This is a genomic window from Candidatus Brocadiia bacterium, from assembly GCA_041658285.1.
Taxonomy (GTDB): Bacteria; Planctomycetota; MHYJ01; order JACQXL01; family JACQXL01; genus JBBAAP01.
On the sequence record JBBAAP010000002.1, the window covers coordinates 181,167 to 207,988 of the forward strand.

Below are 26,822 nucleotides of genomic sequence, written 5' to 3' on the forward strand. Positions count from 1 at the left end.
ATGTCAATAATTTTGTGCTTGCCGGGAATATCTATTTCTTGACAGCCCAATATAATGTAAGTATTGTCAGGGACTTATGGCATATAAAAAATCCGACCTGGGTATCATGGGAATGTTTCTTACATTCCTGCTGACACTGCCCTCTCTGGGATTTTCCGAAGGTGACAAACCAATAATCGACAAGCCGGCCAAAGAAGCTATTCCGGAACAATTCGGCCCGATAACTCCCCCGCGGATAATGAAGGTGGCCGATGTCCGCATCGGCATGAAAGGTTACGGTAAAACCGTATTTGAAGGCAGCCGAATCGAAAGATTCGGGGTCGAGGTTTTCGGCATCCTTAAAAACACCACGCCCAAGCACGACGCCATCCTGGTCCGGGTCAACCATCATATCACCGATAATGCCGGCATCATCCAGGGAATGAGCGGCAGCCCGGTCTACCTGGTGGTCGATGAAATAAACGAACCTGAAGGCCGGCTGGTCGGCGCTCTGGCATTCGGCTGGGGCTACAGCAAGGAACCGCTGGGCGGGGTTACGCCTATCGAATATATGATAGAAGAGATGAACAAACCGCTGGAAAAGGAATCGCGGATTGATTCCGAACCCGATACGCTAATGGCCCGGTCTGATAATAAACCCAAAAACAACATTGACGCCCAGAACAGCGATTCGGGCGCGCTCAGACCGCTGATGACGCCGCTGTTCGTGGCCGGACTGCATCCCAAGCTGATGAAATATTTCGAACAGGATTTAAAGCAATTCAACCTTTATCCGATACAATCCGGCGGCGCGGGCACCGATTACGACGTGCCCGGACCGATTGAACCGGGCAGCGCGCTGGGAATCCCAATGGCCCGGGGCGACCTGGATTTGACCGGCATAGGCACGGTCACTTACGTCGAAGGCAATCGGCTGACGGCCTTCGGGCATTATATGGACCTGGTGGGCGAGACGCTCTTGCCCATGTGCAAAGCATATATCTTCGGCACGATACCGCGCCAGTCATTGTCATTCAAATTAGGCGCCGGAACGCAGGAAATAGGATCTATCACCCAGGACCGCCAGTTCTGCGTGGCCGGCGTTATGGGCAAGAAAACCCCTATGTTCCCGTTAAGCATCAAAATCGCCAATCTCAAAACCGGCGTCAAGAATGATTTCAATATGGAAATCGTCCACCACAAGGATATAACCCCGTTTATCCTGAGATACGCCATTGCCAGCGCCATAACCGTAAGCGAGCCTAACGAAGGACGAACTACGGTGGAATCAATCGTAACCATGAAAATAAAAGATTACGAACCGATAACCTTCACGCGCCACCTGGCCAGTTCTTACGGAGTGACCTCGCCGGTACTGGGAGATTTATTCTACGACCTGCTCGGACCGCTCTGGAATAACCCTTACAAAGATATCAAACTGGAAAATATAGCGGTTGACCTAAAGGTGATTAACGAAGACCGGACCGCATTCATAAGGAATACCTGGCTGGAAAAAGATGAGGTTAAACCGGGCGAATTGGTCAAGCTTTTTGTAGCGCTTAAACCTGACAAGAAACCGGAGGTCATCAGGACCGTCCAATTCGTCATCCCGGATGACATGGAAAACCAGGACCTGAATATAGAGATTACCTCCGGAGATAATGTCATGCCAGAACTGCCCACTCCGACCAGCATCAAAGAGATGATTTATTTTCTTAAGTCATTATACGAATCGAATACCCTGATAACTGTTATTCCCATCAGGTCAACCAACCTGCTTTATAACGGCAAATCCCTGAAAGACCTGCCTAACTCGGTCTTGAGCTCGATTATCAACCAATCACGCGAGCCGGTTAACGTCAAAAGCCATAATCAAGCTTCTCTGGCCAGCGTTAACGACCGGTATGAACTCATTAACAACGCCTTGAAGATATTCACGGAAACGGAATATATATTAAAAGGTTCTGATTCAGTCAGATTGAAAGTGAGAAAAAAATGAGCCACAGATTCATATTCGCTATATTATGTTTGACTATTTTCACTCCGATAGCATTGGCGGTCAATACCACATACTGGGATCTCAACAACAAGGTTGAGATAGCCAAGGGCGATTTTGAGAACACCCTAATGACCCCGGCCGGCGAAGTAGCCTTGGGCCGACAACCTGTCAAGATAGCGGCGCCCAACAACGAACTAACGCTCTGGACCGGCGTGGCGGACAAGAAAGACACTTATTATTTTGGCTCGGCCAGCGGTAAAATCTACAAGCTGTCCGAAAAGGAAAACAAGCTGGAAGAATTCTTCACCACAACCGAAACGCTGGTAACCTCAATGGCAATTTCATCGGATAACGAGCTTTTTTTCGCGACCATTCCGAACGGCCGGATATACAAAGTCAACCGTGACGGCAAGGGCGGCATATTCTGCCAGCTGCCAATCGCTTACGTCTGGAAGCTGAGCTTCGGACCTGACGACAAGTCGCTTTACGCCTCAACCGGGCCGGTGCCTAATATATACAAAATCGCGCCGGACGGCAAGTTCGAGACATTTTACGAAGCCAAAAAAGGATTGCATATCATGTGCCTGGCTTTTGACCGGGATAATACCCTGTATTTCGCAACCAGCTACCCGGCTATGCTCTACCGGATGAAAACCAGCCCCGAGAAAAAAGCGGAATTGCTTTATGATTTCGGGGACAATGAAATAAAGTCTATCGCCCTGGCGGCCGACAACAAGGTCGTTTACCTGGCAATAAACAGCGGCATTAAGATGATGCCCCAGGAATTTCTGGGCGCGGTAAAATCATCGGCTGAGGAAGCCAAGAAAACAGAAGCGCCCATGCCTATTTCAGCCCCGCCGCCACCGCCCCGGGAGAAGCCGCCGGTCCAGTCATCTGTTTTTATCTTTACCACGGATAATAAAGTCAGGGAATTGGTCCGCTTTGATAAGTCTTACCTGACTGACCTGAAATACTTCCAATCTGACAAAAAAGAACACCTTCTGGCTTCTACCGATAACAGCGGTAAGATTTTCCAGATTATGCCGGACGCCAGCTTCGCCATACCCTACGACCTGGACGCCAGCAATATTATGGCCCTGATCACTGACCAGGCTAATGAGCTAAAAGCCCTGGCAGCGGGCGGCGCGGGCGGGATTTATCTTTACCCGGCTGCCGAGGCGACCACCGGCACTTATACTTCAGAGGTATTCGACGCCAAGTTTGCAGCCGAATGGGGAAATATCTCTTGGGAAAATACCAAAGATATCACTCTATCGGTCCGGACCGGCAATACCAATAAGCCTGATGATACCTGGTCATCCTGGTCAAGCGAAATAACCGCTCCGGGCAAGATTAACATCAACCCCGGCCGGTATATCCAGGTCCGGTCAGCCCTTAATACAAAGGATGCTTACTTGTCCAAAGTTTCAATAGCCTATCTGGTTGCCAACCAGCAACCCAGAATCAACGATCTTCGGATAGAAGCTGTCAAAAAGCCGCTGGAAGGACAGCAGGCATCGCCTTTTATGCCTCAGCGGATATTCGCCCGAAAGATTATCTACCAGGCTTATGACCCGGACAACGACCCGCTCGGCTACCAGATTTATTACCGTAAAGAAAACCAAACCCAGTGGGTACTGTTGAACCAGGATGATTTAATTGTAACGCCGGAATATATCTGGAATACCGAATCCACAGATGACGGAAAATATTTCATCAAGGTCAAGGCTACCGACGAGCGCAATAACCCGGAATCCCGCAGTCTGACCGACAGCAAAACCTCAAAGCTTGTTGTCGTGGACAATACCAAACCAACGGTAAAAAATCTGGTTATCAAGGATAACGAATTCTCCGGCGAGGTTGAAGACAACTTTAATTATATCGCCCGGATTGAATATTCATTGGACGGCCGGCCCTGGGAAACGGTTTTTCCGTTGGATAATATGTTCGATAACCGGACGGAGAAGTTCTCGTTCCAAATCAAAGGCATCGCACCTGGCACGCATGTGGTTGCACTCAGAGTCATCGACGCGGACGGCAACGCCGGCATCAGACAGGAAGAATTCACGACTAAATAAACCCAGCTGGTTTGAGGCACCACCCTCAGGCGAAATATTTAATATAGATGTGTTGCCCCATCAAATACCCCAAACAAAGCACCACTAAGCTCAGATACAGGAATTCAATAGTTCCAAACGGATCGGTAAAAGGCATATCAACCCAATTAAGCAGGTATTTAACAACAGCCGAAGCAATAAAAGCGCTGATAAATAAAATCATTCCTTTGTGAGGCCCACCCCGGCTTTTTATTAACAGGAATCCGGCAATCCCACCCGCGATTATTTCAGGAGAAATAAAAAACAATATGCCCCCTACTGAATCTAATATATCAGACATCGTTAAAAACCTGACAAACCAATTCAGAAAACCAACCACGCCCAGCATAATCCCGCCCATCAAAACATACTTAAACTTCTTCCTGAATGAAAAAGCCATTATCCGTCTGGAATGCTCCTGAGCTAATTTATAATTATCCTCAAACTCAATCCTGATTTTTTCCGGCAGGATAACCCACTCCTCATTATTATGCTTGGCTTCTTCCTCAGAACGGAGTTGGGAATTGCACCGCTGGCATTTCAATATGTAAGGTTGATTGGGATAAGCACACCTCGGGCAAAGCATTACCATAAAACACAATCCCGCTATTTCCAGTGCATCAATCGATGTATCTGGGGTATGATGCGCACATCGTTTAATCTTTCCTTCATCAACCGATAAACGCTCATTGTCTTCTCATTTGACGGGCACTTGAATCCACGGTGATAATTGAGCCGGCTAACCGGCTGGAGCACCAGCGGAATATCCTTGCCAACTCTATGAATAACGCTTCGGGCTACCAGCAACTCGTTTCGGTCGGTTTTGTCGGTCAAAACCACCTTAACGTATGTATCCGGTTTTATTGATGAAATCTTAAGAAACTGGTACACCGATTGCCAGTTTATTTTCCGGCCGATGTCCGAAGGCATCTTAATATCCATAGAAATAATATCTACTAACTTTATTAGTTCCTTTAGACGTTCAGGCAACAAGCCGTTGGTTTCCAGTAAGACCGGCAATTCCCGACGCACAGCCGGTAAAACCTCCTTAAGAAATTTCGTCTCAAGCAACGGTTCGCCTCCGGTTACAGACAAAGCGTGATAATCCGAGAATAACTTTATCTGATTAAGCAGTTTTCTGACAATCACAGCAGATGTTATCGGGTTGGAATTTTCCCGTTCCTTACCAGAAAAAGGATTGGCCTCAATCCGGGCTGACTTAACCGGTTTCAACGATTCGGGCGTGTCGCAATACTCGCATCTAATATTGCACCCGGCTAGGCGGATAAACAGTTGCGGTCTTCCGGCAAATACCCCTTCACCCTGAATTGATGAAAATATCGAAACAATTCTAGCGCTATGCATATCCAAAACATATTACCGGTGATTTCTCAACCAAATAAAACGAAACCGCCTCTTATCCGATTTTAGACACTGACACCAAACGATCCACGCGAAACTGCCTTGGCTCTTGGGCCTGACGGCAGAAAGCTGCCAGGTAACCCTTACCGCGAAAACAATACAGGTTAAACGGCGAAACCTGGCGTTTTGAATATTCGCCATTACCATTCCGGTATTCGATACAAACGTCAAACCCTTCTTTTACGGCATCCTTCAAAAGAAGTTTATCAGGATCCAAATCAATATTATCAAATACGAAATCATCCAGTTTCAGGCTCTGCCCGGTACGGAACGGTATACTATCCGCCGGCGTATCTTTGGGCAGATTCCTAATAACAGCCCGAAAAACCTCCATCCCGGCTACGGCATCGGCCATGGCCCTGTGGTAACGGGTATCTTTGATATTCAAATATTCACCGAGCGTACTCAGCTTGTAATTCTTAACGCCCTTGATGAATTTCTTAGCCAGCTCGCAAGTATCAACAAGGCTGTTTCGGGGAACACTTATCTTGTATTGAGCAACCGCGGCCATAATAAATCCGGCGTCAAAGGGAGCATTATGAGCCAGTAAAATGTCAGACTTGATAAAATCAAGGAAGATTTCAACGGCATCCTTTTCAAATGGTGCGTTCCGAACCATTTCGTTGGTGATGCCGTGAATGGCAATAACCTCTTCCGGTATGGAAATCCCCGGGTTAACCAGCGATTGGAATGTATCTATAGTTTTATCACCGTTAAACCTGACCGCCCCTATCTCCACGATTTTATCCTTGATCGGATAGAGACCGGTGGTTTCCAGATCAAAGGCAACAAAACTCTGGCTCATTTTCACCTTCGTTTGAGTTGAGGCTCCTCGCTGACGGACAGTTTCCAGCAACCTCTGGCTCGCCGACGAGCCAGAACCTTGCGTCCGCCCTTAGTTTTCATCCTAGCCCTAAAACCGTGTTTCCGCCTGCGGCACGTCTTTGATGGCTTGTAAGTTAAACCCATATTATGCTCCTTTCAATAAACAATGTAAATCCGTTACATGGGCAAGAGAGAACTCGAACCTCCACCCCACCCGAATCCCGCATCTGCGCAGGGCGGGAGTCGAACCCGCAATGCCTTTCGGCATAGGATCCTAAATCCTACGTGTCTGCCAATTCCACCACCCGCGCAGACGGCGGGACGCGGCCTGATAATTCCGCCACTCGCCCCGTTATTCCGCCTTAGCGGGATAACGGCGCGAGGCCGACATATTAGGTCTACCCCCGGCAGGAGTCGAACCTGCAACCTACGGATTAGAAATCCGTTGCTCTATCCATTTGAGCTACGGGGGCGGAAATATTACTAGACTAAACCTTTATCCACAACCGCGCCCAATGTGAAAATAAAATTATTTATCCCAAATCACGAATCAAATTACTAAGAACGAACAGGCGCCTATTTTTCAGCACACCACGTCCGACATCTGTAAAAAAATGCGCCTTGTAGGATTCGAACCTACGGCCCGCTGATTAAGAGTCAGCTGCTCTACCAGCTGAGCTAAAGGCGCACAATTTCTTTCTTATAGCAAATAGTCAAGGCAAGTCAAATATTTTGAGGTGTATAAATTATAGTCATTGGCTTTCTATCAGGCGGAACCGAACGGGTATCCGAACCTGAGCGTAGACCGGCTTGCCGTTCTTTTTAGCTGGAGCAAACCGCCACTTATTAACGGATTCCTGGGCGGACCGATCCAATAGGGCATAACCAGATGACTGGATAACTTCAATCCGGAATACTTCACCGCCCGGCCCAACATCAACCAGCAGTATCACCACGCCCTCCTGGTTTTCCTTCTGAGCCGCATAGGGATAAACCGGTGGATTATTTTTAATGCTGTCCGGAAGCGGTTTGGCAAAAGTACTTACGATTATTTCATTAAGCATCTTAATACGCTTGTATGAAACCGGTGCCTTAATCGCAATGGCGTCTGACGAAAATGATTCCCGAGGCGAAAGGCTCTGATTCTCTATGGCCACCGCATCATCCAGCTGTCGGACTACATTTTCGGGAGACTGATTCGGCTGAATCATTACGCTAAAATCAGGGGTATTACGAGCTCCGGAAACTACCAGATAATCCCTGCGGTCCGGGGCTGACAGCAGAATTATCCCGAGCGCCACCAGATGAATAAGCGCTGAAAGCGCCAGGCTATGCTTTAATCCGAATCTTATTATCATCTGACGGCCACCTCAAAGCTGTCATGCACGCCATTGGAAGTAAACCTAAGTTTAACCGCGCCGCCGGTCAACGTTCCGTCCTTATTAATAATCAGGGTGAGCGGCTGAGTCAATGCCGCGGATCTACCGTCCGGCATTACCACATCTACGGTTGTATCTACCGGATCAAGTTTAATCGCCTCGGATTTAGCCAAACCGCTGAATTTAAGTTCATCAACTATCCCAAAAAATGAAACTCCATTTTCCTTGCTGCCGATTATTATAGGCGCATCACCTCCGTCCGCCTTGGCAATACCGGAAATTTCCTCCATCAGCTGGTTATTAACGTAAAGCGATAGCTTGCCATTTGACTGAGCTGTGCCGTAAACATCCGGCTCAAACATGAATTTTAATACTGACCACCGGTCATAAGGTATGGAATTCCAAGTGGTGCTTATGGTTGACTGGCCAAAACTCAGGCTTATAAAATCACCGGCGGCCAGCATCAGGTTAAATTCTCCGGATTTTTCCAGGATGGTCCGGTCTGAAGGCGTTATCACCATTGGATATATAGCCACCTCAACCATAAGTCCGTCCGCCCTGTTTAAAAGAGGAATTCTATCTATCTGGCACCAGGATGAACTATCAGCCCGGTATTCTAAAAAAAGACCACCGCCCACATAACCATCCCTGACTATACTAACCGAACCATTAAACTGATTAGCCAGATTAAGTGCGCCGGTAGTGGAATTCGTCTCCGAGGAATAATCCTCAAAATGCCATAATCCAAAAACCCTTTTAGCGATATAATAGACCTCTTTCACGGCTGGGTCGACTGTTATGCTCACGCTGCGCTTTTCTATACGCGCCGTACTCTGAGCCAGTTGAATCATAGATGCGATTTCCCCACGCTGGGCCTGGAAACCAACCTGTTTGCCGGAATGAGACCAGACGGCCAACCCCATACCGCCGATAACAGCGATTATGGAGAATACCACCAATAGTTCTACCAAGGTGAAGCCTTTTTTAATCCCAACTGTTAACATCATCTTCAGTCCCGCTTTCTTCATCCGGCCCAATGGATAATATTTGAAATGAGTTCGGCGCGCAGAAAGCAGAGGTATTACTATTAAATCCGGGCGCACAGGTCACATCGATACCATCCATTTTTACATAGGAAGAGTATTGCCCGGCGGTATCATAATCCCTAGCGTTAAAATAGATGTAAGGATTGTTCCAGGGGTCGGCAATCTCCCTGAGCTGGTTATCGCCGAACCACCAATCGGTCAGGTTACTACCGGCACCGTCATTATCCGTATTAGTATACCGCTTTTCCGGCCAGTCTCTCAAAAACGGTCCGCCTTTCTGCCGGGAAGCCAGGCAGGCAACCAATGACTCAATTCCGGCATTGACCCCATCCACCATAGGTTGGGGCAGGATATCATTCAAACAAGTCGGCGGGTAATCTCCAAAATTGGCGTAGTATTGTTCCAACGCGCCTTTAACCTGAGCAATCTCGGCCTTGCTGGTGCTACGCAGGGCCTGCGCCTTGCTCTTCATAAGCCCCGGCAAAAGCAATCCGGCCAGGATGCCTATTATTGCAATAACCACCAACATTTCTATTAATGTAAAACCACTCGTTCTTTTCATTTCGCCTTCGTTTCAAACATATTAATATTTCTGGCCGCAAATTCCCATTTTTTATTGAGCGGAGAGTATCCGAACACGCCGATAACCAGCGACTGGTTATTTGACCTCAAGAAATCCAGGTCTTTGGCCGGGATGATATCCACGGATTCGTTATTATACGAGCATTCAAATTCCTCCACCTCTCTACGACCAACCATAGTCATAATCTTTTCCAGAGCAATCTTGTAGCTGTTAGTGACCATCTGCGTATCCTTAAGCGCTTTCCATTCAACCGGCGGGGTATCGGCCTTGCGAGAAATGCCGTAGCATAATTTATTATTGACGTTGGCGATAAAAAGCATCCCGCGTTTTGTCTGGTCAGCAATATAAAAACCAATTACTTTTTCGGATTTATCCTTCTGTGATTCAAATTCAACCTCAATCCGGACAAAAGCCACCCTGTTCTTAAGCATTTCAAGTGAAGTAATACCCTTGTCGGTTACTGACTGCTTGCCTGAAAAAACGCAACGTTGCCCGGCAATGGAAACTTCAATACCGTATTTTTCGTTCTCGGTCCATCCCCTGCCGATGTTGGTTCCGTCAGGCCTCTTAAAATCATCAATCCAAATAACCAATGTCGAGGCCCTCTTAATCATATTATAAATGCGCTTGCTGTAATCGTCTTCGGAATCGAGCTTAAGCGCTTCTTCAAGGATCTCAATAGCCTTCTTGGCGTTGTTGTTCGCAAACTCTATATAAGCCAACGCACTCAATGCCGGGATGTAATCCTGTTTTATGGCTAATGCTTGATTAAGGACGCTGACCGCCTTATCAAACTGGCCGCTGGCCGCGTAAGCAATGCCCAGGTTAGCCTGATCCTGAGCCATAGGTACCGGATTATTCTTGATATATATCCGGTAATAGTCCACCGCGTCCATAAAACGTTTTTCTTCATAAGATATCGAAGCCAGATAGTAAAGCGTTCCCGGGAACGACGGGTTGGATTCCAAGCAATAAGTGAAATCCTTCCTGGCCATTTCATCATTACGTATGTAAAAATACAACTGACCCCGCGAATAATAGGCAAAGAAATCGCTGGGCATAGTCTTTATCGCCAGGTTAAACTGGGACAAAGCGCCTTCGGTATCCTTATTCATCCATTTAAGATAACCTAATCCGATAATCGGGGCAACGCTGGCCGGGTCCTGCTTGGCAGCCTCGCTAAACAATAATTCCGCTTCTTTGCTATTTCCGGAAACCATATAAAGATAAGCCAGGTTCGTCAACGCCAGCGCCCGGTCTTCAAGTGAATTCCTGATGGAGTCCTCAAAGTATTTAACGGCAGAGACGTAATCAGACGAAAGCACAGCGATAATGCCGAGAATATTGGCCGAAACAACCTGTTTTTCCAGCAATTCCTTTGCTTTATTAAGATTATTACGCCGGAATTCAAGTATGCCTATTTTCTGCGGCAACACCGGTTCATTAGGGCTTATCTCCTGAACACGCTGGTAACAGCTCCCGGCCTGCTCATAATCGCCCCTGGCCAGCTGCAAATCGCCCAGCTTCAACCAGGCCGGCACGTAATGCGGATGTATTTTAATAGCCGTTTCATAATGAGCCAGAGCCTCTATCTGCAGCCCCATGCGTTCAGACAAATCACCCAATCTTTCGTAGAAAATCTCCTTGTTTACAGCCAGCGACTTAAGCCCCTGTTGGTAAACTGATAATTCCTTATCCGTATCCATCTGAGCCGCATAATATTCGGCCAATCGCAGATAATATTTAATTTCAGCATTAGCGGCATTAATGGCATTCTGCAAAGCCTTAACCGCTTCAACATCCATATTTTTCTCAAAACACCACAACGCCAAGCGCCACTGGCCATCCGCATTACTATCCGGGGTGTTCTTAACCTGCTCCTGATACTGTTCGCGAATAGTTTGATAGGGCTTGACATCACGGATATCAGCCCTGTTGTATTCGATAGACTGTTTGAAATTCCTGGGGGTAAAAATAACCGTGTCCTTTGTTTGTTTAACTATTCGACCATAGACCTTCTCACCCGACCCCAATACCAACACATCATCCTCGCGATAATCCGGGTCTATTTTAGGCGGCAGTTCCTCCTCTATCGGGGCGATGTTACCAAAGATCTCCTCCAAAGTTTCCATCTTTGGCAGTTTCGCGGTATCAGGCATTACTAAGCCAGCCGCCTTGGAAATAGCGGCTGATAGCCGGAAAAACTTATCCGTGTCATAAGGCGGCCCGGGTAACGGGGCCAACACCGTTAGCACCGGCGATTTAATGATAATTTCCGGCAAGGGCAGGTCTATCTTAACATCTTCTTTGGATGATGAAACTTTGAAAGGCGACGGCCGGCCGGCCTGAATGGTGTTATAATTCCTGGATACTCCGGTTGTTTTGAGTTCGGACGAAAAATACCCCTTAGCCCGACCCTGAACCGCAACATCATCCTGAACAACCGGCTTGGGCTTGAGTGAATTCCAGAGCAATGCGCCAATCAGGATAAGCACCGAAACTACTAAAAGTTTTTTCTCTCTATTTAGTCTGATTATCATCTTTCACCTTAACTGCGCTAACGGCTATGGTTATGGTAACTTTATCCAGTTCAGGCTTGGCAGTTTCCAATACGGCTTTTTCCAGGCAGAGCAAACGTGTCGCACTGGTTAATCTGTAAATAAATTTACTTATTGATTTAAAACTGCCAGACACCTTTATCGACACTATATTAGCGGCGTCTGCCGGATTGACCGGTTTCCCGCCGGAACTAGTCGACCCGAAGTCGCTGAGCACCGCGCTCAAACCGATAGCCGCCACCTCATCAACGTCGCTTTCAATCGCATAATTCATAAGTTGTTCCATCATATCCAGCTTCTCGAAATACAATGGTATGGCATCCGACTGAATATCCGAAGGGATTTCAATTGAATTCGGTATCTGCACGCCTTTATCAGCGGCAATTTTTTCCATCTTCTTCTGAAGCGCCCTGGCTTTAGCCTGCAGTGTAATCAACCATTCCTGCTTGGCGGCCGGCAACTGGTATTCCAAACCGGATTTAAAATTCACCTGCCCTTTGATTTGAGCCAGCTTGGCTTCAACGTATTTAATCTCTTCGGACAAAACCTGAACATTCTTTTCGTCACGATAAACGCCTGCGGACAGGTTCTTTTCTATCTCGCGAGCTATATCCAGCTGTCGTTTTTTCAGGTTATCGGTGCTGGCCGAAAACGGCACGGTAACCAGGTACAATACGGCTATCAAGCCGATTATCAGTCCGCTCCATGTAAACGCACTTTTGTAACGCTCTATTAACTGCATATTATTTTATGGTTATTTCAAATTCCATCTTGCCCTGAGGCATCACCACATCAGGTTTGTTCAATTTTTCCAGAGAAGCCTTGCTTCCAGTAGCGCCCTGGTTCAGTCCGGCCACAAAATTCTTAAGATTCTCCAGCGAAGACGGGCTATCGTCCTCCAGATACCCCCGAATTACCGTTACTTTAGATTCACTGGGATTCTTGTCCTTGGGACTAGGCGGCACTACCGTAAAACTAAGGTCTTTTATCCAAGCCGTATCAGGCAACTGCCTAAGCATATTAATCGTCTCATAAAAGAAAGCGCCCCGCTCCTGCAATTGATTAAGTTTTTCATACTGAACCCTGAGGTTATTCTTTTTGGTTTCAAGCTTCTTGAACTGTTCAGCTTGCTGGACATAAAACTTCTTCTGGGATTCCAGTTTGTTCAGTTTGCTGCGCTCCTGCCCGGATTCCTGCCAGTTATTCAGCGCCAACATAATCATAGCCGCCGCAAATATCACCGCTGCCCCGATCAACGGCAAGCGTATCTGGTAAAGGTTTATTTTCTTCTTGATATCAGGAGGCAAGAACGAAATCTGTCCCTTGTGCGGCAGATAACCGGACATAGCTAACCCCAGCGCAATCGCCATATCATTGGGTGTTTTAGCCAACCTGTCCCGGGCCTCTACTTTTAATCCGCTCATGGCCATTTCGTTAGACGGCTCAAAAACCTCAAATTTCATGTTAAGCGACGCCAACAGGCTGTCAAAAGCATTTTTATCCACATCACCTGATAACAGGAACCTGTCGATGACCAAAGAATCAAGCTTCAACTGCGTTTTGGCGAATGAAACGGCTGAACTGATAAGCGGCTCGATTTGTTCGGTTCCACCGCCCAGATTGCGGGCAAAGATAAGATGCTCACCCTGCTGAATGATAATCTCGCTGTTTTCCTTATCAACATCAACCAGCAGTGCGATTTCCGCCGGCTTAAGCATCTGACTGGCCCTGAGCGCATTGGATAAACCAATGGCCCTCGGGCAGATATTTCTGAGGTTAGCACCACGCTCACGCAACGGCCTTATCCGGTCATCGATATAAGTATTCTTGGCCAATCCGACCATCACCGGAACCTCGGGATAGGTCTTACCCAGCAACGTCATCTCGGCGTAGTCGGAATAAACATTTTCACTGCTTTTACCGGCAATCTGCATGACTTCGTATTCCATCATCTTTTGTAATCTGGCCCGGCTCGGAGTGGGCGGAATATGGGTAACCCGTAAATTAATCTCTTTGCCGGTAACGCCCAGAACGCAGTTGTCAGGCATCAATCCGGTTTCATTAAATATCTGAGCCAGCGCCATGCCGATAACCTGGGAAAAACGCGACTCATCCTCAGGCATCTGGAATTTCACCCGAGCCGCACCGGTTACTTCATAGCTGCCATTCAGCCGGCGGTTCACCTGAACTACCTTAATTGCCGAGTTACTTATGTCTATTCCGGTCCACATATTATTTTATTTGGGCGGATTATTTATTTCCGCTATTTTCTGGCGAGCCTCTTCAGCTTCGCCGCTCCCAGGGTATCGCTCTATCACCCGCGCATACAACCAAGCGGCTGAATCGGTGTTCTTTTCTTTTCGGCAGTTGTCCGCGACAGCCAGTATTTTCCTGGCGCCAGATTCTGACTGGGTATTCTCTCTCTCCTTGGTCTCTGATTCTATCTGTTCGGACAGTTTCTGGGCATCCTGTTCGTATCTGGTGTTCTTATACGTTTTGGCCAACTGCCTGGATCTGGCAAAAGCATCCATATACATTTTATTATCACTTAAAATATGGGCAAAATGAACCTCCTCAGTAATATCCTTAATTTCATTTTCCGCGTTAACTTCTAATGCCGACATCTCGTTCACGGCGCGCTGATACAAATCATGCTTCTTGTCCACCTGGCGCATGATGTTATTATATATCTCTATCGCCTTTCCGGATTGTCCCTGTCGGGTCATCTCCGCGGCTTTCTTAAGCTCATCCTCAGCGGTAGCGGTCAAATCGCCCAACAGCGGCCGCTGGCTGAATTCCAGTCCCAACGCTGTTATATCAACCGGGAAAGTCTGAATAAACTCCATCGTCTCCGAACGCTTAACGGTCCGTATCCTAACCGGTTTGGTATACTTAATTACCACCACCCGGTCCGGCAAGTCAAGGTTAAGCTCTATGATATCCGGCTCATCGATACTGTCAAAATAGGATTTCTCCCGAAGCTGGCTGGCCGACATCAAGCGAACATTCTGCCGGACTTTGGTAAGCGGAATCTGGAAAGCCACCGAAACCGTGGTTCCGGCCGATGCCCGGGCGTTCTCCGCGGAATAATTAATGGCCAATGCCGGCAGGATGTCCAGCTCCTCCTGGATTTTGACCCAATTAAGCGTTTCCGGATGGACCATCTGAGATTCCAGTTTTATGCCGCCCGGCTCGGAAGCCACAACTTTACCGTTACCGCTAAACCCCTGACGCGTCGCAATGCCGTTGCTTTCGATAATTAATTCACCCTGCATCAACATCGGATATGCCTTCTGCTCCAACCTCCAGATGCCGTTAGGCTGAACCGATAATTTCATATCTGGGTCGCCGATTTCGTACCGGGTCGGGGCCGACACCAATTCAGAATTCTTATTCACGAAAACGCTGTCGAAATAAACCTTGGCGAATTTGTCCACCGCCACGCAAGAAAACCGCCCGAAGACAGCCTGTACCGGCGGCATAGCCGTAGCCACAAGAGATTGCCACTGGCCGGGGCTGTATATCAACTCCGTAAAATTCTCGGCAAAAGGCATAACCTCGCCTTCCTTAAACCAGGATATCTTAAACCCGGCAAATGACTTACTGAATGAATCAGATTTGATATACCCTCCAAAAACGTATCCGGACTTACCGCCTTTGATGGCAGCGTCATAAGTGACCTCGCAGTAGATATCCTTATCCTGTACGGTCTTTTCCAGCACCAGCGATTTGTCGCCGGATTGTTTCTCGGTATTGGTTACTTTCACGCAATTCTTATATTCTTCCGGAATTGTCCAGTCCAGCGGCTCGGTTGAATTAGTCCGGATTATTTCAAATGAAGCATTGCGCCCGAGCAGATTCTGAGCGATAGTATTGCCACCGCCTGATTTGCCGGCGTAGAAATAGATAAAAGCCGCGACTGCCAAAAGCACCACGGCCACCGCGCCGACCGCGCCGGCCAAGCTCTTTGGTGATTTACTGACGAACTCCTCAGCGCCCAGCGGACGAAATCCCATGCCACCGGACCAAGGCTTGTGCTCCAGTTCCTTGCCGAAAATTATGACCGCCTCGCCGATGGCTATTTCATCGCCGATATCCAGCCGGCGTTCCGTAACCTTTTCGCCGTTGACATAGATGCCGTTATGGCTGTCCAGGTCAACCGCCGTAAAGACATCGCCTGATTTCCTGATTTCCGCATGCCGGCGCGAAACCTTATCGCTCCGAATCACGATGGTATTGTCCGGAATCCGGCCGATGGAAATAACATCCTTATCCAAAGGAAAAATATCCGTCCGGCCCTCGTTTTTGACTATCAGCTGGGGCCCGGCCGGTGTTCCCGGTTCAACCGGTTTTTTATCCTCAACCGGCTGGTCCTGGACAACCGGCTTTTCCGGTTCGGGCGGCTTGGCCTCCGGAACCGTTACTTCACGCTCAAATATGATTATCGCATCGCCTATTTTGACGGTATCCCCCGGCTCAAGCTTATGCTCCTTGATTTTGTCGGAATTGACATAAGTGCCGTTGCGGCTGTCCAGGTCAATAACCACAAAACCATCGCCAGATTTGCGTATTTCGGCGTGTTTGCGAGAAACCTTCTCGCTCCTGATAGAAATGGTATTGTCCGGACTGCGGCCAAAGGAAATAACATCCTTATCCAGTTGGATTGTTTCCTGGCCGCCTTCGAATTTGTAGATAATCTGGCTCATACTTTAAGATAATAAAGGTATCATTTTGGAGTGGCGCGTCAATAAAAAACAGCCATCGTTTAGTGCCACTTGGAGCGTAGCGACATAGTGGCATTTATCCCCGAAACGAAGTGGAGCGGGATTATTAGAGCCACTTGGAGCCTGCCTGCCGGCAGGCACAGTGACTTAGTGGGTCTTATCCCGATGAGCAAAGCATCATCGGGGCTAATGCGAGTAGAAACCTCGCCCTAAGGAGGAACTCCAACCGGCCCGCCTGCCGGATATACGGTTACTTCTTGCGCGCCTCGCCCAGTTTGCGCTCGTTCAGCTCGACAAAGAAGTTAACAATCAGGTTCTGGAGCGGGAACTCGTCATCACCCGACTGCTGTTTGCCGAAATGGCTCATCACGTGCAAAACCCGGCCTGATTTTAAGAGTACCATAGGAACGCCGCTGTAGCCCGAGCCGCCGGTGGCCGCGGCCGAAATAACCTGCATCGGACCGGCATCCCTGTTATAGGCAAAAGTCACGGCCAGCGGTGCGCCGCCGGTTTCCTTTGTGCCGCCCTTCAAGGACGGAGTAACTATCAAAACCGTAACCAATGCCGGCTTAGCCACAATCAGGTCCGGGCTGTCATTATCTATCTTCCAGGAAGCCTTCCCGGCGCTAGACTTGACCTTGACGGACATAGTGCCGGTATCGCCTTTGGGTTTTTCCGGAGGCGGCGCCTCACCCATGCCGCCCATTCCACCCATACCGCCCATGCCTCCCATACCCCCCATACCTTCGCCCATCCCAAAACCGGGAGAATCGGGTTTGTCAATCTTTTCAAACACGCCCTTGAGATACGGATGGGTTGACGCGCCCATGGCCGGGAAAATCTTTACCACCTTTTCCTGCAGGTAGGTGCTGTGCCGGACCGCGCCGCCGAAGCCACGTTCCAAAAGTTCCTCGATGACCGCGTCCTCGGTGAACAGGAACCCGCCGTTGGAAACGAACTCTTCAATCTTCTTGACAGTCCTATCACTAAATCTGTTTTCCTTGGGGTTGTGCGGTTCCGGCCCGCCGCAACGCACCGTGCGCCAGTCGCCCTTTTCCGAGGTACCGAAACAGGTCGGCGCCGTGCAATGCATCTTGAAGAAGTTGCAGTTGATGCCCACGAACCACTTGTCATCCAGCTTGTAGGTATCAACGTCAAAATCCTTCTTCTTGACCACGGTGTGCGGGATGCCGAACTTTTCCAGGATTGCCTCGATATGGTCAAAGTTATGGTCCTTGCCGTCCGGACAGGAATCAAAGGCACTGACCACGATAATCTTGTCCTTGGGCATTTGTTTTAAGCGGTTAAAGGCCGTGTTCCTTACATAATTAAATTTGTCTGCCGCCGTGCCGGTTTCTGATGTCGAGCCCTGCTTGGGCTTTATGATTTCCGATTCCGGTTTGTCCTTATTCTCGTTCCACCAATAGGTCCAGCTCTGGACATAACTGCCCCGCTCCAGGCCGGTAACGCTGGAAAGCGCCTCAGCCACCCGGCGAACCCATTCCGAATCCTTCTTATCATCCAGCGTAGCCATAAAATCAACCAGAACCTTGACCGTGTCCTTGAAATAAATCTCGGACAGGTGTTCCAGTACCATCAGTTTCATCTCATCCGTGCCGGACTGCAACACCGCGGCCAGGAGCGGCAGGATTTCCTTGTTCTTGTTGCCCTTGAGCGCGGCCAGCATATCCTTGGCTATGGGCGACGACTTGCTCTTGACCACAAAATCGGACATCTTGACCACCACATCAGCGCTGGTGAAATTAGCCATGGCGTTAAGAATCGCCCAGTAATATTCCATATCCTCCATCTGAAGGTTCTTGACTATGCTCAGGAGCGACTGGAAGGACTTATCGGTGTTGTTATTAGCCACCTGTTCGGCCGACTTGCGGGCCTGGGTGACATTACGGTCCTTGATGGCCTTCTTCAGCTCAGATTCCGGGTCAGGAGTCCCGGCCGGGGCGGCCATCACCCTGAACGTCATCGCCACTATCAAACCCAGAACTGCCAGCAGACTTAATTTCTTCATAACATCGCTCCTTTCACGCCGCAGCGGGATCCCGCTGCTTATAGCGGGAAACACGACATAAAAATCTATCAAAACATACCCGGCAAACCGGCCGGTGTAATCTTCTTCATCTCTTCCTTAACCATATCATTGGCCTTCTGGAAAGCCTGCTTGGTGGCCGCGGTCACCAGGTCCTCAAGGATATCTACTTCCTTTGGATTAACGGCTTCCGGCGCGATTTTAACGCTCAGCAGCTCCAGCCCGCCATTGACATAGGCCTTGACAATCCCGCCGCCGGCCGTGCCCTCGACCACGCGTTCATTCAGCTCCGCCTGGACCCGGGCCATTTCCTTCTGGAAACCGCCCGCCTCCTTAAGGAGCTTTCCGATATCCATTCCGCCTTTATTACCGAACATATTCGCACCTCTTTCTATATCCAATATAGCCCGTTTCTTGCAAATGTCAAGAAAATTTAGAGACAGTTAGTTACGGCCCGATTTTAATCGGGCTATAACGTTATCTGTCTCTTATCCTCGTAACGAAGTGGAGCGGGATTAGTGCCAGTGCGAACATAGTGAGTCTACTGGCACCTTATCCAGCGACCATAGGGAGCAGGATTAGTGACCGCTGGAGGCTATGCACTCCCCGAAGCCCTTCGAGTACTCAGGATAAACTTCGTGGAGCGGGACAAACTTGCGGCGGAAATATTTTTGCGCTGTTTTTCTCAAAAGGGTATGGATTTACGATACGCCCGGCAGAGGTTTTCGATACGCCTAGTACCCGTTTGCGACAGGGATAGTACCCCTTTGCGATAGGGATATTAGGGGTTAGGGGGGAGGGGGGTAGGTATCTCTCCCCCCCTCTAAATATGCATTATATTAGGATTTATAGTAAAGAACACCCTGAAATGGGCTTATTTAGTGTATTTACGGCCGTGGGATACGCCTTGGCTAATGCCGTAAGAGCCCACCCCCCGGTGGGGGGTAGGGGTATACCCCCCCGGGGGTACCAGTATACCCCATAGAGGGTAAGAGTATCTCCCATACAAATAATCTATACCCGCCATAGATACAATCTATATGCCCTATGGATATGAACTATCCCCCCCTTATGGATAATCTATACGCCCCCTACAGGTAAACTATATGCCCCCTATATATAAACTATACCACCCATATAGATAAACCATACGCCCCATAGATATAAACTATACTCCCCTAATAGATAATCTATATCCCCCATAGAGGGAAACTATACTCCCCTTGGAGACAGACTATATGCCCCTTAGAGATAAAGTATATGCCCCATACAGGTAATCTATACTCCCCTTAGAGGTAAACTATATTACCCGGGGGGTATGGTTTGAGCCGATTTGGAAAAACAGCGCCCGGGAATGAGCCTGACAGGCTGATTACAAAATCAGGTGTGTGTCACCAGGGAAACGCTACTCCCCAAGAAATGATGCCTTGCGTAACCGCAGTGAAGTCCCGCCTTAAAGCGGGAAAGTGGGCTTAATTAACAAATAACAAAATTAGTGGTCTGTCCCGCTTTGCCGCTTAATTCGACTGCATCCTTTACTAGCTGCATTGATAAGCTTATAGGAAGATAAAAGCAAAGTGATTATTTTATATCAACATTTAACTCTTTCAGTGCCTCATATGCGCGCTTTTTCAAGTCTTCATCCTTTTCTTCTTTCAGAATAAGCTGTATATCAGCAATTATATTTTTAGGAATCCTGTTTTTCGATCCAAGTTCTACTAATAATATTGCGGCAGATCCTCGAGCATGCCTTTCTTCATTTGTTTTAGCTTCAATTTTAACTGCTTCAGAAAAATCCAGGATTGCATTATCTGTTTTCGTTTTATAGTAATAAGCACACCCCCGATTAAAATACGTAAAAATAGTTCTACAGTTAAATTTTATTGCTTCGTTAAAATCTTTTATCGCCTGATCAAGATTGTTTTTGTTATAATAAGCTAAGCCTCTATTTCCATATGCAAAACCATATTTAGGGTTAAGCCTAATTGATTCATTGTAACAAGTAATAGCTTGGCCTGAATCGCCTACTTTATCGCAAACGATACCGTATTTATTATATTCCTCAAAATTATTTGGTTCAATGCGAACAATATTTTTATAAATATCTATTAGTTTGTTATAATCACCCATTTCGGCATAAAGAATACTCAAGTTTTTATATGCTGAAACAAAATCAGCATCTATTTGCACTGTTTTATTCCAGTAATAGATTGCTTTTTCGGTATCCCTTGCATCATAATAAAGAGTTCCAAGATTTAGATATGTTGCGGGGTAAAGAGGGTTTATAACAAGCGCCTTTTCATATGATTTTTTGGCTTTTTCACGATCCCCTAATTCAGCATAACATTTCCCAAGAAGTACATATGCTAACTCATTGTTAGGGTACAGAAGAATCGCCTTTTCATATAATTCAGATGCTTTTTTATAATCATTTGAATTAAAAAACGTAGACGCTTGCGTCATAATCTCAAGCGAGCTTGCTAATGCTTCAGTTTCAGTGGGATTCTTCACTTCTTGTTCAAACTTGGAATAATTCCTATTAAATAAATTATCCAGCCTCCTTGTCGAACCATCCAGATTATTTAAAAGCGTTTTTGCCATTTCCTCCGTAACGACTATTTTTTGTTCTGTTGGTGAGAAAGAGACTGGGACGCGATCAACAATCAGTTGCATTAGATCGTTATTTCTCTTTATTCGCTCTGCATTTGCTAGCTTATTTTTTAATAAATAATCCTCATAATTCCCCCTATCTTTACTTTTATAGGGACTACTATTTTTGAGTGATTGGAGAGCATCCTCCCAAAAATATTTTTGATAGGTTGATACTAACCCAACTACAGATTCCCGCATAAATTTCATTTGGTCCTTACTCAATTCGCCATTTTTAGCCATATTCTTATCCATTATACTCCAAAAATCCTTGTGTATTTTTTGAGTTAACCCATTTTCATTTTGCAATACAGAAAGCATTATTGTTTTAAATGCATCTCGATCTTCCATTGAAAGCTCCCCCCCTTTATGCATCCATCGGGGAATACCCAGCATAGCAATAAATACAAGCATTAATATCGTGCCACTTATTGCGGTAATTTTACCTATGCTAAAATATTTAGCTCGTGCAAATAACCATAAGGGGTAAGTTATAAAGAATAAGAGCCACCCTCCAAATATTAATACCACGCCGTTAATTAACTTACTTTGTCCACGCTGCTCTCTTGCTAAGTTAATTTCCTTTACGTCAAAACCTAAAGTTATTAACCACATTAAGGAACCAATCATTTGAAGACCCCTAGCAAAGGTTACATCCACGAGTAACTCGCTTAATATTAAACATATTGGGAAAAGTAAAAATATCTGACTTTTTAAATCTATAAATGATTGATCAACTAGAATAATATTTGAATTATGCGTATCATTCGATACTGTCTTTGTTTCAAAATCGTAGCCACAATCACAATGCTTAGAGTCATCAGAATTTTCCAAATTACACTTAGGGCATACTATCATATTAAATATTCTCCTCATTCTCTTCGCGCTTCGTTTTTTGCTTCCGCACCATAAAAAGTGACACGGTTAGAATAATAGCAGCCATAACATCAATAAGAGCCCAAGTGTCTTTATCCAAATGAACCGGGATTATAGGGTTAAATAAAACAGCTATAATACCAAAGCCCCAAGCCCAACCTATTTTTTTATTTTCAGAAGCAAAGAATACCCCATAAGCAGTAACTCCGCAAACTACCAATCTAAGCATGGTATAATAATCATACGGATGCTTATCCAACGCCCAAAAGAGCAAGGCAATCGCTACAATACGTGCAATTACAAATCCCATAAATATTCGTTCCTTTTATTATCCGGACCAAATTCGGGGGACACCATACTGAATTCTGTTTTACCCTTTTTGACACCGCTACAACTTTCCTTTCACTAGATTTTCTATTCATAGCATAGCCGTTTTACAGAAAGTGTCAATTATTTAGCCGCGAATTAGACTCACCTCTTTATCATAAAAATATTGCCAAATAATCTACACTTTGTATAGTCAACCGGAAAATGTAGCTATTATGGTTGACTATTCCTGGCAGGTAATTTCCGCCAAAGGCGGATCTGCCTCTGGCATGATGCTACCATTTGAGCGCCATAAGGGCGCCATGGCGCTTCGGCGCCACAAACTGCCAGGGGATAGTTAATGGTTTAATACCGGGCTGTTGGAAGGGAACGGCTTTCAGCCCGGTATAGTTGGCAGATAAGTCGTTCCTCCAACTGCCAAGCTATGAGAAGCAAGCTGAGTATATTCTGCGATAAGTTCATCGAGGCGGGCTGGCTGGCCGGCATTATCCTAACCCCCCTCTTTATGAACATCTACACGCACCGGATGTTCGAACCGGATAAGGCCTCGCTCTTGCGCTCCATCTCCCTGCTGATGCTGGCCTTTTACCTGATTAAGCGGATGGAAGGCCTCATCCGGGGCAAGGACAAGCCGGCCGTAACCGAATCCACGCCTGAGGCTAAATCCGGCTGGCGGTTGTCACTGTTTTTCCCGGTGATATTTTTCGTGTCTTCTTACACCCTATCGTGCATCACCTCGTCCACCCGCTACGCCAGTATCTGGGGCAGTTATGACCGTCTCCAGGGCTTATACACCCTTTCGGCTTACATTATAATCTTCTTCCTGGCCGCGGCGCATATCAAGACCAGCCGGCAGGTGGAGCGGATATTCACGGCGGTCATCCTGACGGCCATCCCGATAACGATTTACGGGCTAATCCAGAAGATGGGCTGGGACCCGGTGCCCTGGCAGCAGATGGACCCAACCACGCGCATATCAGCGACTATGGGCAACCCGATTTTCCTGGCGGCTTACCTGATTATGGTGGCGCCGCTGGCGCTGGCCCGGCTGGCCAAGGCCATCTATAAATTGGATGTCGTAGGCATAAGTTTTTATGCCGTTCTGTACCTGTCACTGGGGCTGGCTACGCTCCTGTCCGGAAGCCGCGGCCCGATGCTGGGCTTGATTACCGGCACGGTAATTTTCATATTCCTCTATTCCTGGAAGGAACAGGTCCGCTGGCTGTTCCGAACCATAATATTCACTATGGTTGGTGGCGCCATATTCCTGTTCGTCTTTAACCTGCCACATATCGTCTCGTGGGAAAAGATTCCGGCCGGCAAGTCCGTCCAGCCGGTCTGGGAAAAGAGTTTCGGTAAGATGCGCAATATCCCCTACTTCGGACGTCTGGGCTTTGTCATGGAGCACAAGAGCGGCACCGGCCGGGTGAGGATGATCCTGTGGAAGGGCGTGATGCAGTTAATCATCGAGTCACCGTTCAGGTTCATCGTCGGGCACGGGCCGGAATCTCTGGCCACGGTCTATTACCGCTATCATTCAATGGAGCTATCCAAGTTCGAAGGCTCAGCCGTGCACGCGGACCGCTCGCATAACGTCATCCTTGATTCCTGGGTGACCCAGGGCGTCATCGGGTTGATTGCCTACCTGTTCTTGATTTCCAGCATCATCTTCCTGGGACTGCGCGCCTTGAAACGCGGTGCGCCGCCCGGCAACAATAGCGGCAACCAGCGCTGGAATGATTTGCTCATAATCGGACTGGTCGCGGCCATTGCTTCGCACGTGGTGGAAACTGTTTTCGGCATCCCGATTGTCTCGACCAACACCCATTTCTGGGTCTACGCCGCGGCGCTGTTTATCCTGGTCCGGTTGAAGGATGGAACCATTACCGAGCCCAAGGACAGCCCGGAACCGGAATCAAAGATACCGGAATTCAACTGGGCTTATTATGTTTTCTGGACCTATGTGGGATTTACCCTGATGATGGAAATGATCCTGGTCCTTCTTTACTGGCCCAACGAGAACACCGATACCAACGCCTTTATCCAGGGAACTTACATCTGGCTGGGTGTCGGACTGCTGCTGGGCACGTTTGCCGTCAAATCGGTTGAGAAATCCGGCGACCGGCTGATGAAGGCCGGCAACAGCCTGATTTACCTGCTGATACTGGCCGGCACGATGGTTATTATCGTCCAAAGCAATTATAACCCCATCGCCGCGGACGGCTTTTACAAGTTCTGTTTCAGCTATGACGGCGGCGCGGAAAACCTGCTGCGCAACCCGCCAAAAGGCGTCAGCCGCGAGGAGGTGCTCAAGAAGGCATTCGAGACCCGGCTGATGAGCGTGCCGTTCTACATCAACGCCCTGCGCCTGGCGCCGGATGAAAAGGCATACCTTAACGGCGCCGGCCGTAATTTCCTGGAACTGTCCAAGCTCAGGCAAACATTGCCAGAAAATTCGCCTTACCGGAGAAAAGACGAACGCAATAAACTATCCGGCCCCCCGGCCATCAAGGATTTGCTCAAACTGGGCGAAGTGCAGGATTTCGTCAGGTTTACGGAGCGTGATTACTTTATGTGCAGCGCCGCCTGCATCGAGGAAGCCTATAATATCGAACCGAATAATTACGAGCGCATCCTGGGCATGGTCCGGATATACCGGTTCTGGGGACAAATGGACCGGGATGAAAAGAAACTAATCCAGGCGCTGGATTATTGCCGCGACGCATCCAAAGTGGCGCCGCTCATAGATACCCCGCACCGGGAATTACGTGATATTTTGAGCACCATCGAACGTATGCACGCCGGACATTAGTGACCGGTTAAAACCGCAATTTTCACACCCTTCTATTCCCTTGCAACAGAAATCGTTGAACACTTGCAACAACCCCTGTTGCCTGAGCGCCGTGCTTACAACGACATTGTAGCGGGCGGTATCTTCATCAAACATCCGGTGGCGCATGAATTCAGTGATGTGATTATCGGCCAGAGCAGGAAAGTTGCGATAGAAATCCATCACTGCCCGGGCAAGATTACCATCCTCGTTCCGGCTGCAATACAAAAACGCAAAAGGAATAACAATATTAACAATGACGTCATCGGCCCGCTGGGCGCCGACCAGCGACGCCGGATGCAAGAAACGCCGGGAGCTGAAACTGCTCCTATCCGACCAGTAACCTTCCGGTCCGACGCTAAACATCGCCCGTAAGCCGTCTATCCTGACGGCCGGCAGTACCTGTAACCGGAGCAAATCAATGACGCTTTCAACCAGCGATGAACAGGTACCGAGCTGGCGGGCCAGTATATAGCTTACGCCGGCGATGCGCCGGTGCGGATAGTTGGCCGGACGGGTGCCGCCGAAATCCCACTTGAGGTTTTTTGCCGCGGGCAACTCGGCCAGGTCGCCACTGATGCTATCCAATGCATCAAGGTAGGTGGTTGTTTCAGCATCGCTGGTGAGTGAACGGACATTTTCCAGGAATCCGGCGGAATTGAGAAGCATAGCCTGGATAACCAGCGGATATTCATCCGTCAGGTAAGGACTGATATGGCGCTTTATCATCTTGATATCCACTGCCCGGGCCAGCCCTAAAAAAGAAGACTGGTTATTCCTGTAACCCATAGCCCTCATCATACCGCGGTAGAGGCTATCATCTAAATCTGATTTCTCCGAATCCAATGCGTTAATCCTGGACAGGAGCCTGTCCTGACCGGCCATTTCCAGCAGTTCCGAGACAGGACGTCCATTATCTTTAATCTGCGGACAACAAATACCCGCGCCGCCATAACGATAGTTGTTCATGGTTTCGGGTATGAGTTCAAGCAGTTTTTCCATCTCTTCCATGCGGGCGCTCATAAAAGGTGAAAGTATCAGCTGAGGTATTATTTTACCGGTTGAGTTTTTTATGGCCGTGCCGGCGGCATCCTGCCAGAAGGCGATATGCAGAATGGTGCGGTCGTATGTTTTGTCAAGATGGTGCTTGTGCCCGTACCAATCCGAGGAATAGAGATGGATTTCCACGTCGCCGGAACAAACCTTGCCGCCGATACGGATCCGGGCCGCGGTGAAGTCCGGTCCTTTACGGGCATTCCAAAAACCGGGGGAAACCACCTCGACGGCCCGTCCGGCAACTGTTTTGTATTTTATATTACGCGGCTCCCGCTCAGCCCAAAGATACTGGACAAACCGTTCGGTAATCCCTTCAAAATCATTTTCCCGGTCCAGAACCAGGAACTGGCCGCGAGAAATGCCGGACTTCTGCCGGAGTTGCTGATAGCATCCCGCCCCGGACAGATATTTGTCTATCCAATTCAT

General features: G+C 48.0%; 20 protein-coding genes and 3 tRNA genes. 4 read left to right on the forward strand and 19 right to left on the reverse strand.

What is annotated here, in order from left to right; genetic code table 11:
* Nucleotides 1–76: 76 nt before the first annotated feature.
* Together WC980_02845 and WC980_02850 are read left to right on the forward strand one after the other, a co-directional pair.
* Nucleotides 77–1,978, forward strand: coding sequence for a hypothetical protein (locus tag WC980_02845; GenBank protein MFA5793993.1), 1,902 nt, complete (start codon nucleotides 77–79; stop codon nucleotides 1,976–1,978).
* On the forward strand, nucleotides 1,975–4,056 hold the full coding sequence (locus WC980_02850) for a WD40 repeat domain-containing protein (protein ID MFA5793994.1): 2,082 nt from the start codon (nucleotides 1,975–1,977) through the stop codon (nucleotides 4,054–4,056). The genes WC980_02845 and WC980_02850 overlap by 4 nt, the downstream gene beginning before the upstream one ends.
* 25 nt (nucleotides 4,057–4,081) lie before the next feature.
* Here WC980_02850 and WC980_02855 read toward each other — a convergent pair whose 3' ends face one another.
* From WC980_02855 to WC980_02940, 18 genes are all read right to left on the reverse strand, one after another.
* Entirely contained in the window at nucleotides 4,082–4,666 is a 585-nt protein-coding gene (locus WC980_02855; protein ID MFA5793995.1) for a hypothetical protein, read from the reverse strand.
* A 14-nt stretch (nucleotides 4,667–4,680) separates the two neighbouring features.
* Entirely contained in the window at nucleotides 4,681–5,439 is a 759-nt protein-coding gene (locus tag WC980_02860) for a 7-carboxy-7-deazaguanine synthase QueE (GenBank protein MFA5793996.1), read from the reverse strand.
* A gap of 52 nt (nucleotides 5,440–5,491) precedes the next feature.
* Nucleotides 5,492–6,301, reverse strand: coding sequence for an exonuclease domain-containing protein (locus tag WC980_02865; GenBank protein ID MFA5793997.1), 810 nt, complete (start codon nucleotides 6,299–6,301; stop codon nucleotides 5,492–5,494).
* Between the two features lie 2 nt (nucleotides 6,302–6,303).
* On the reverse strand, nucleotides 6,304–6,465 hold the full coding sequence (gene rpmH, locus WC980_02870) for a 50S ribosomal protein L34 (protein ID MFA5793998.1): 162 nt from the start codon (nucleotides 6,463–6,465) through the stop codon (nucleotides 6,304–6,306).
* A gap of 84 nt (nucleotides 6,466–6,549) precedes the next feature.
* A tRNA-Leu gene (locus tag WC980_02875) sits at nucleotides 6,550–6,632 on the reverse strand.
* 88 nt (nucleotides 6,633–6,720) lie between these two features.
* Nucleotides 6,721–6,794, reverse strand: a tRNA-Arg gene (locus WC980_02880).
* 142 nt (nucleotides 6,795–6,936) lie between these two features.
* Nucleotides 6,937–7,009, reverse strand: a tRNA-Lys gene (locus tag WC980_02885).
* Nucleotides 7,010–7,073: 64 nt separating this feature from the next.
* The gene (locus WC980_02890) at nucleotides 7,074–7,679 is read right to left on the reverse strand and encodes an energy transducer TonB (protein ID MFA5793999.1); all 606 of its coding nucleotides are present in this window, start codon (nucleotides 7,677–7,679) and stop codon (nucleotides 7,074–7,076) included.
* Nucleotides 7,676–8,728 carry a prepilin-type N-terminal cleavage/methylation domain-containing protein gene (locus WC980_02895; GenBank protein MFA5794000.1) on the reverse strand — a complete coding sequence of 351 codons (1,053 nt, stop codon included), beginning with the start codon at nucleotides 8,726–8,728 and terminating at the stop codon, nucleotides 7,676–7,678. The genes WC980_02890 and WC980_02895 overlap by 4 nt, the downstream gene beginning before the upstream one ends.
* Nucleotides 8,685–9,308 carry a prepilin-type N-terminal cleavage/methylation domain-containing protein gene (locus WC980_02900; GenBank protein ID MFA5794001.1) on the reverse strand — a complete coding sequence of 208 codons (624 nt, stop codon included), beginning with the start codon at nucleotides 9,306–9,308 and terminating at the stop codon, nucleotides 8,685–8,687. The genes WC980_02895 and WC980_02900 overlap by 44 nt, the downstream gene beginning before the upstream one ends.
* Complete coding sequence (locus WC980_02905) at nucleotides 9,305–11,869, reverse strand: tetratricopeptide repeat protein (protein ID MFA5794002.1); 2,565 nt, start codon at nucleotides 11,867–11,869, stop codon at nucleotides 9,305–9,307. The genes WC980_02900 and WC980_02905 overlap by 4 nt, the downstream gene beginning before the upstream one ends.
* Entirely contained in the window at nucleotides 11,850–12,629 is a 780-nt protein-coding gene (locus WC980_02910; GenBank protein MFA5794003.1) for a hypothetical protein, read from the reverse strand. Before WC980_02910 ends, WC980_02905 begins: the two co-directional genes overlap by 20 nt.
* A 1-nt stretch (nucleotide 12,630) precedes the next feature.
* Nucleotides 12,631–14,118, reverse strand: coding sequence for a pilus assembly protein PilM (gene pilM, locus WC980_02915; GenBank protein ID MFA5794004.1), 1,488 nt, complete (start codon nucleotides 14,116–14,118; stop codon nucleotides 12,631–12,633).
* A gap of 6 nt (nucleotides 14,119–14,124) precedes the next feature.
* On the reverse strand, nucleotides 14,125–16,593 hold the full coding sequence (locus tag WC980_02920; GenBank protein MFA5794005.1) for an FHA domain-containing protein: 2,469 nt from the start codon (nucleotides 16,591–16,593) through the stop codon (nucleotides 14,125–14,127).
* Between the two features lie 268 nt (nucleotides 16,594–16,861).
* A complete protein-coding gene (locus WC980_02925; GenBank protein MFA5794006.1) occupies nucleotides 16,862–18,640 on the reverse strand; it encodes a hypothetical protein in 1,779 nt (592 codons plus the stop codon).
* A gap of 68 nt (nucleotides 18,641–18,708) precedes the next feature.
* Nucleotides 18,709–19,035 (reverse strand): YbaB/EbfC family nucleoid-associated protein, encoded by a 327-nt coding sequence (locus tag WC980_02930; protein MFA5794007.1) that lies wholly within the window; start codon nucleotides 19,033–19,035, stop codon nucleotides 18,709–18,711.
* 1,204 nt (nucleotides 19,036–20,239) lie between these two features.
* Nucleotides 20,240–22,165, reverse strand: coding sequence for a tetratricopeptide repeat protein (locus WC980_02935; protein MFA5794008.1), 1,926 nt, complete (start codon nucleotides 22,163–22,165; stop codon nucleotides 20,240–20,242).
* Between the two features lies 1 nt (nucleotide 22,166).
* Nucleotides 22,167–22,493: a DUF6804 family protein gene (locus tag WC980_02940; GenBank protein ID MFA5794009.1), complete on the reverse strand. Its 327-nt coding sequence runs from the start codon at nucleotides 22,491–22,493 to the stop codon at nucleotides 22,167–22,169.
* A gap of 232 nt (nucleotides 22,494–22,725) precedes the next feature.
* Here WC980_02940 and WC980_02945 point away from each other — a divergent pair, with 232 nt between their 5' ends.
* Nucleotides 22,726–22,851, forward strand: coding sequence for a hypothetical protein (locus WC980_02945; GenBank protein ID MFA5794010.1), 126 nt, complete (start codon nucleotides 22,726–22,728; stop codon nucleotides 22,849–22,851).
* An 83-nt stretch (nucleotides 22,852–22,934) separates the two neighbouring features.
* On the forward strand, nucleotides 22,935–25,322 hold the full coding sequence (locus WC980_02950) for an O-antigen ligase family protein (GenBank protein ID MFA5794011.1): 2,388 nt from the start codon (nucleotides 22,935–22,937) through the stop codon (nucleotides 25,320–25,322).
* Here WC980_02950 and WC980_02955 read toward each other — a convergent pair.
* Nucleotides 25,275–26,822 carry a DUF2851 family protein gene (locus WC980_02955; protein ID MFA5794012.1) on the reverse strand — a complete coding sequence of 516 codons (1,548 nt, stop codon included), beginning with the start codon at nucleotides 26,820–26,822 and terminating at the stop codon, nucleotides 25,275–25,277. The two genes, WC980_02950 and WC980_02955, sit on opposite strands and share 48 nt — an antisense overlap.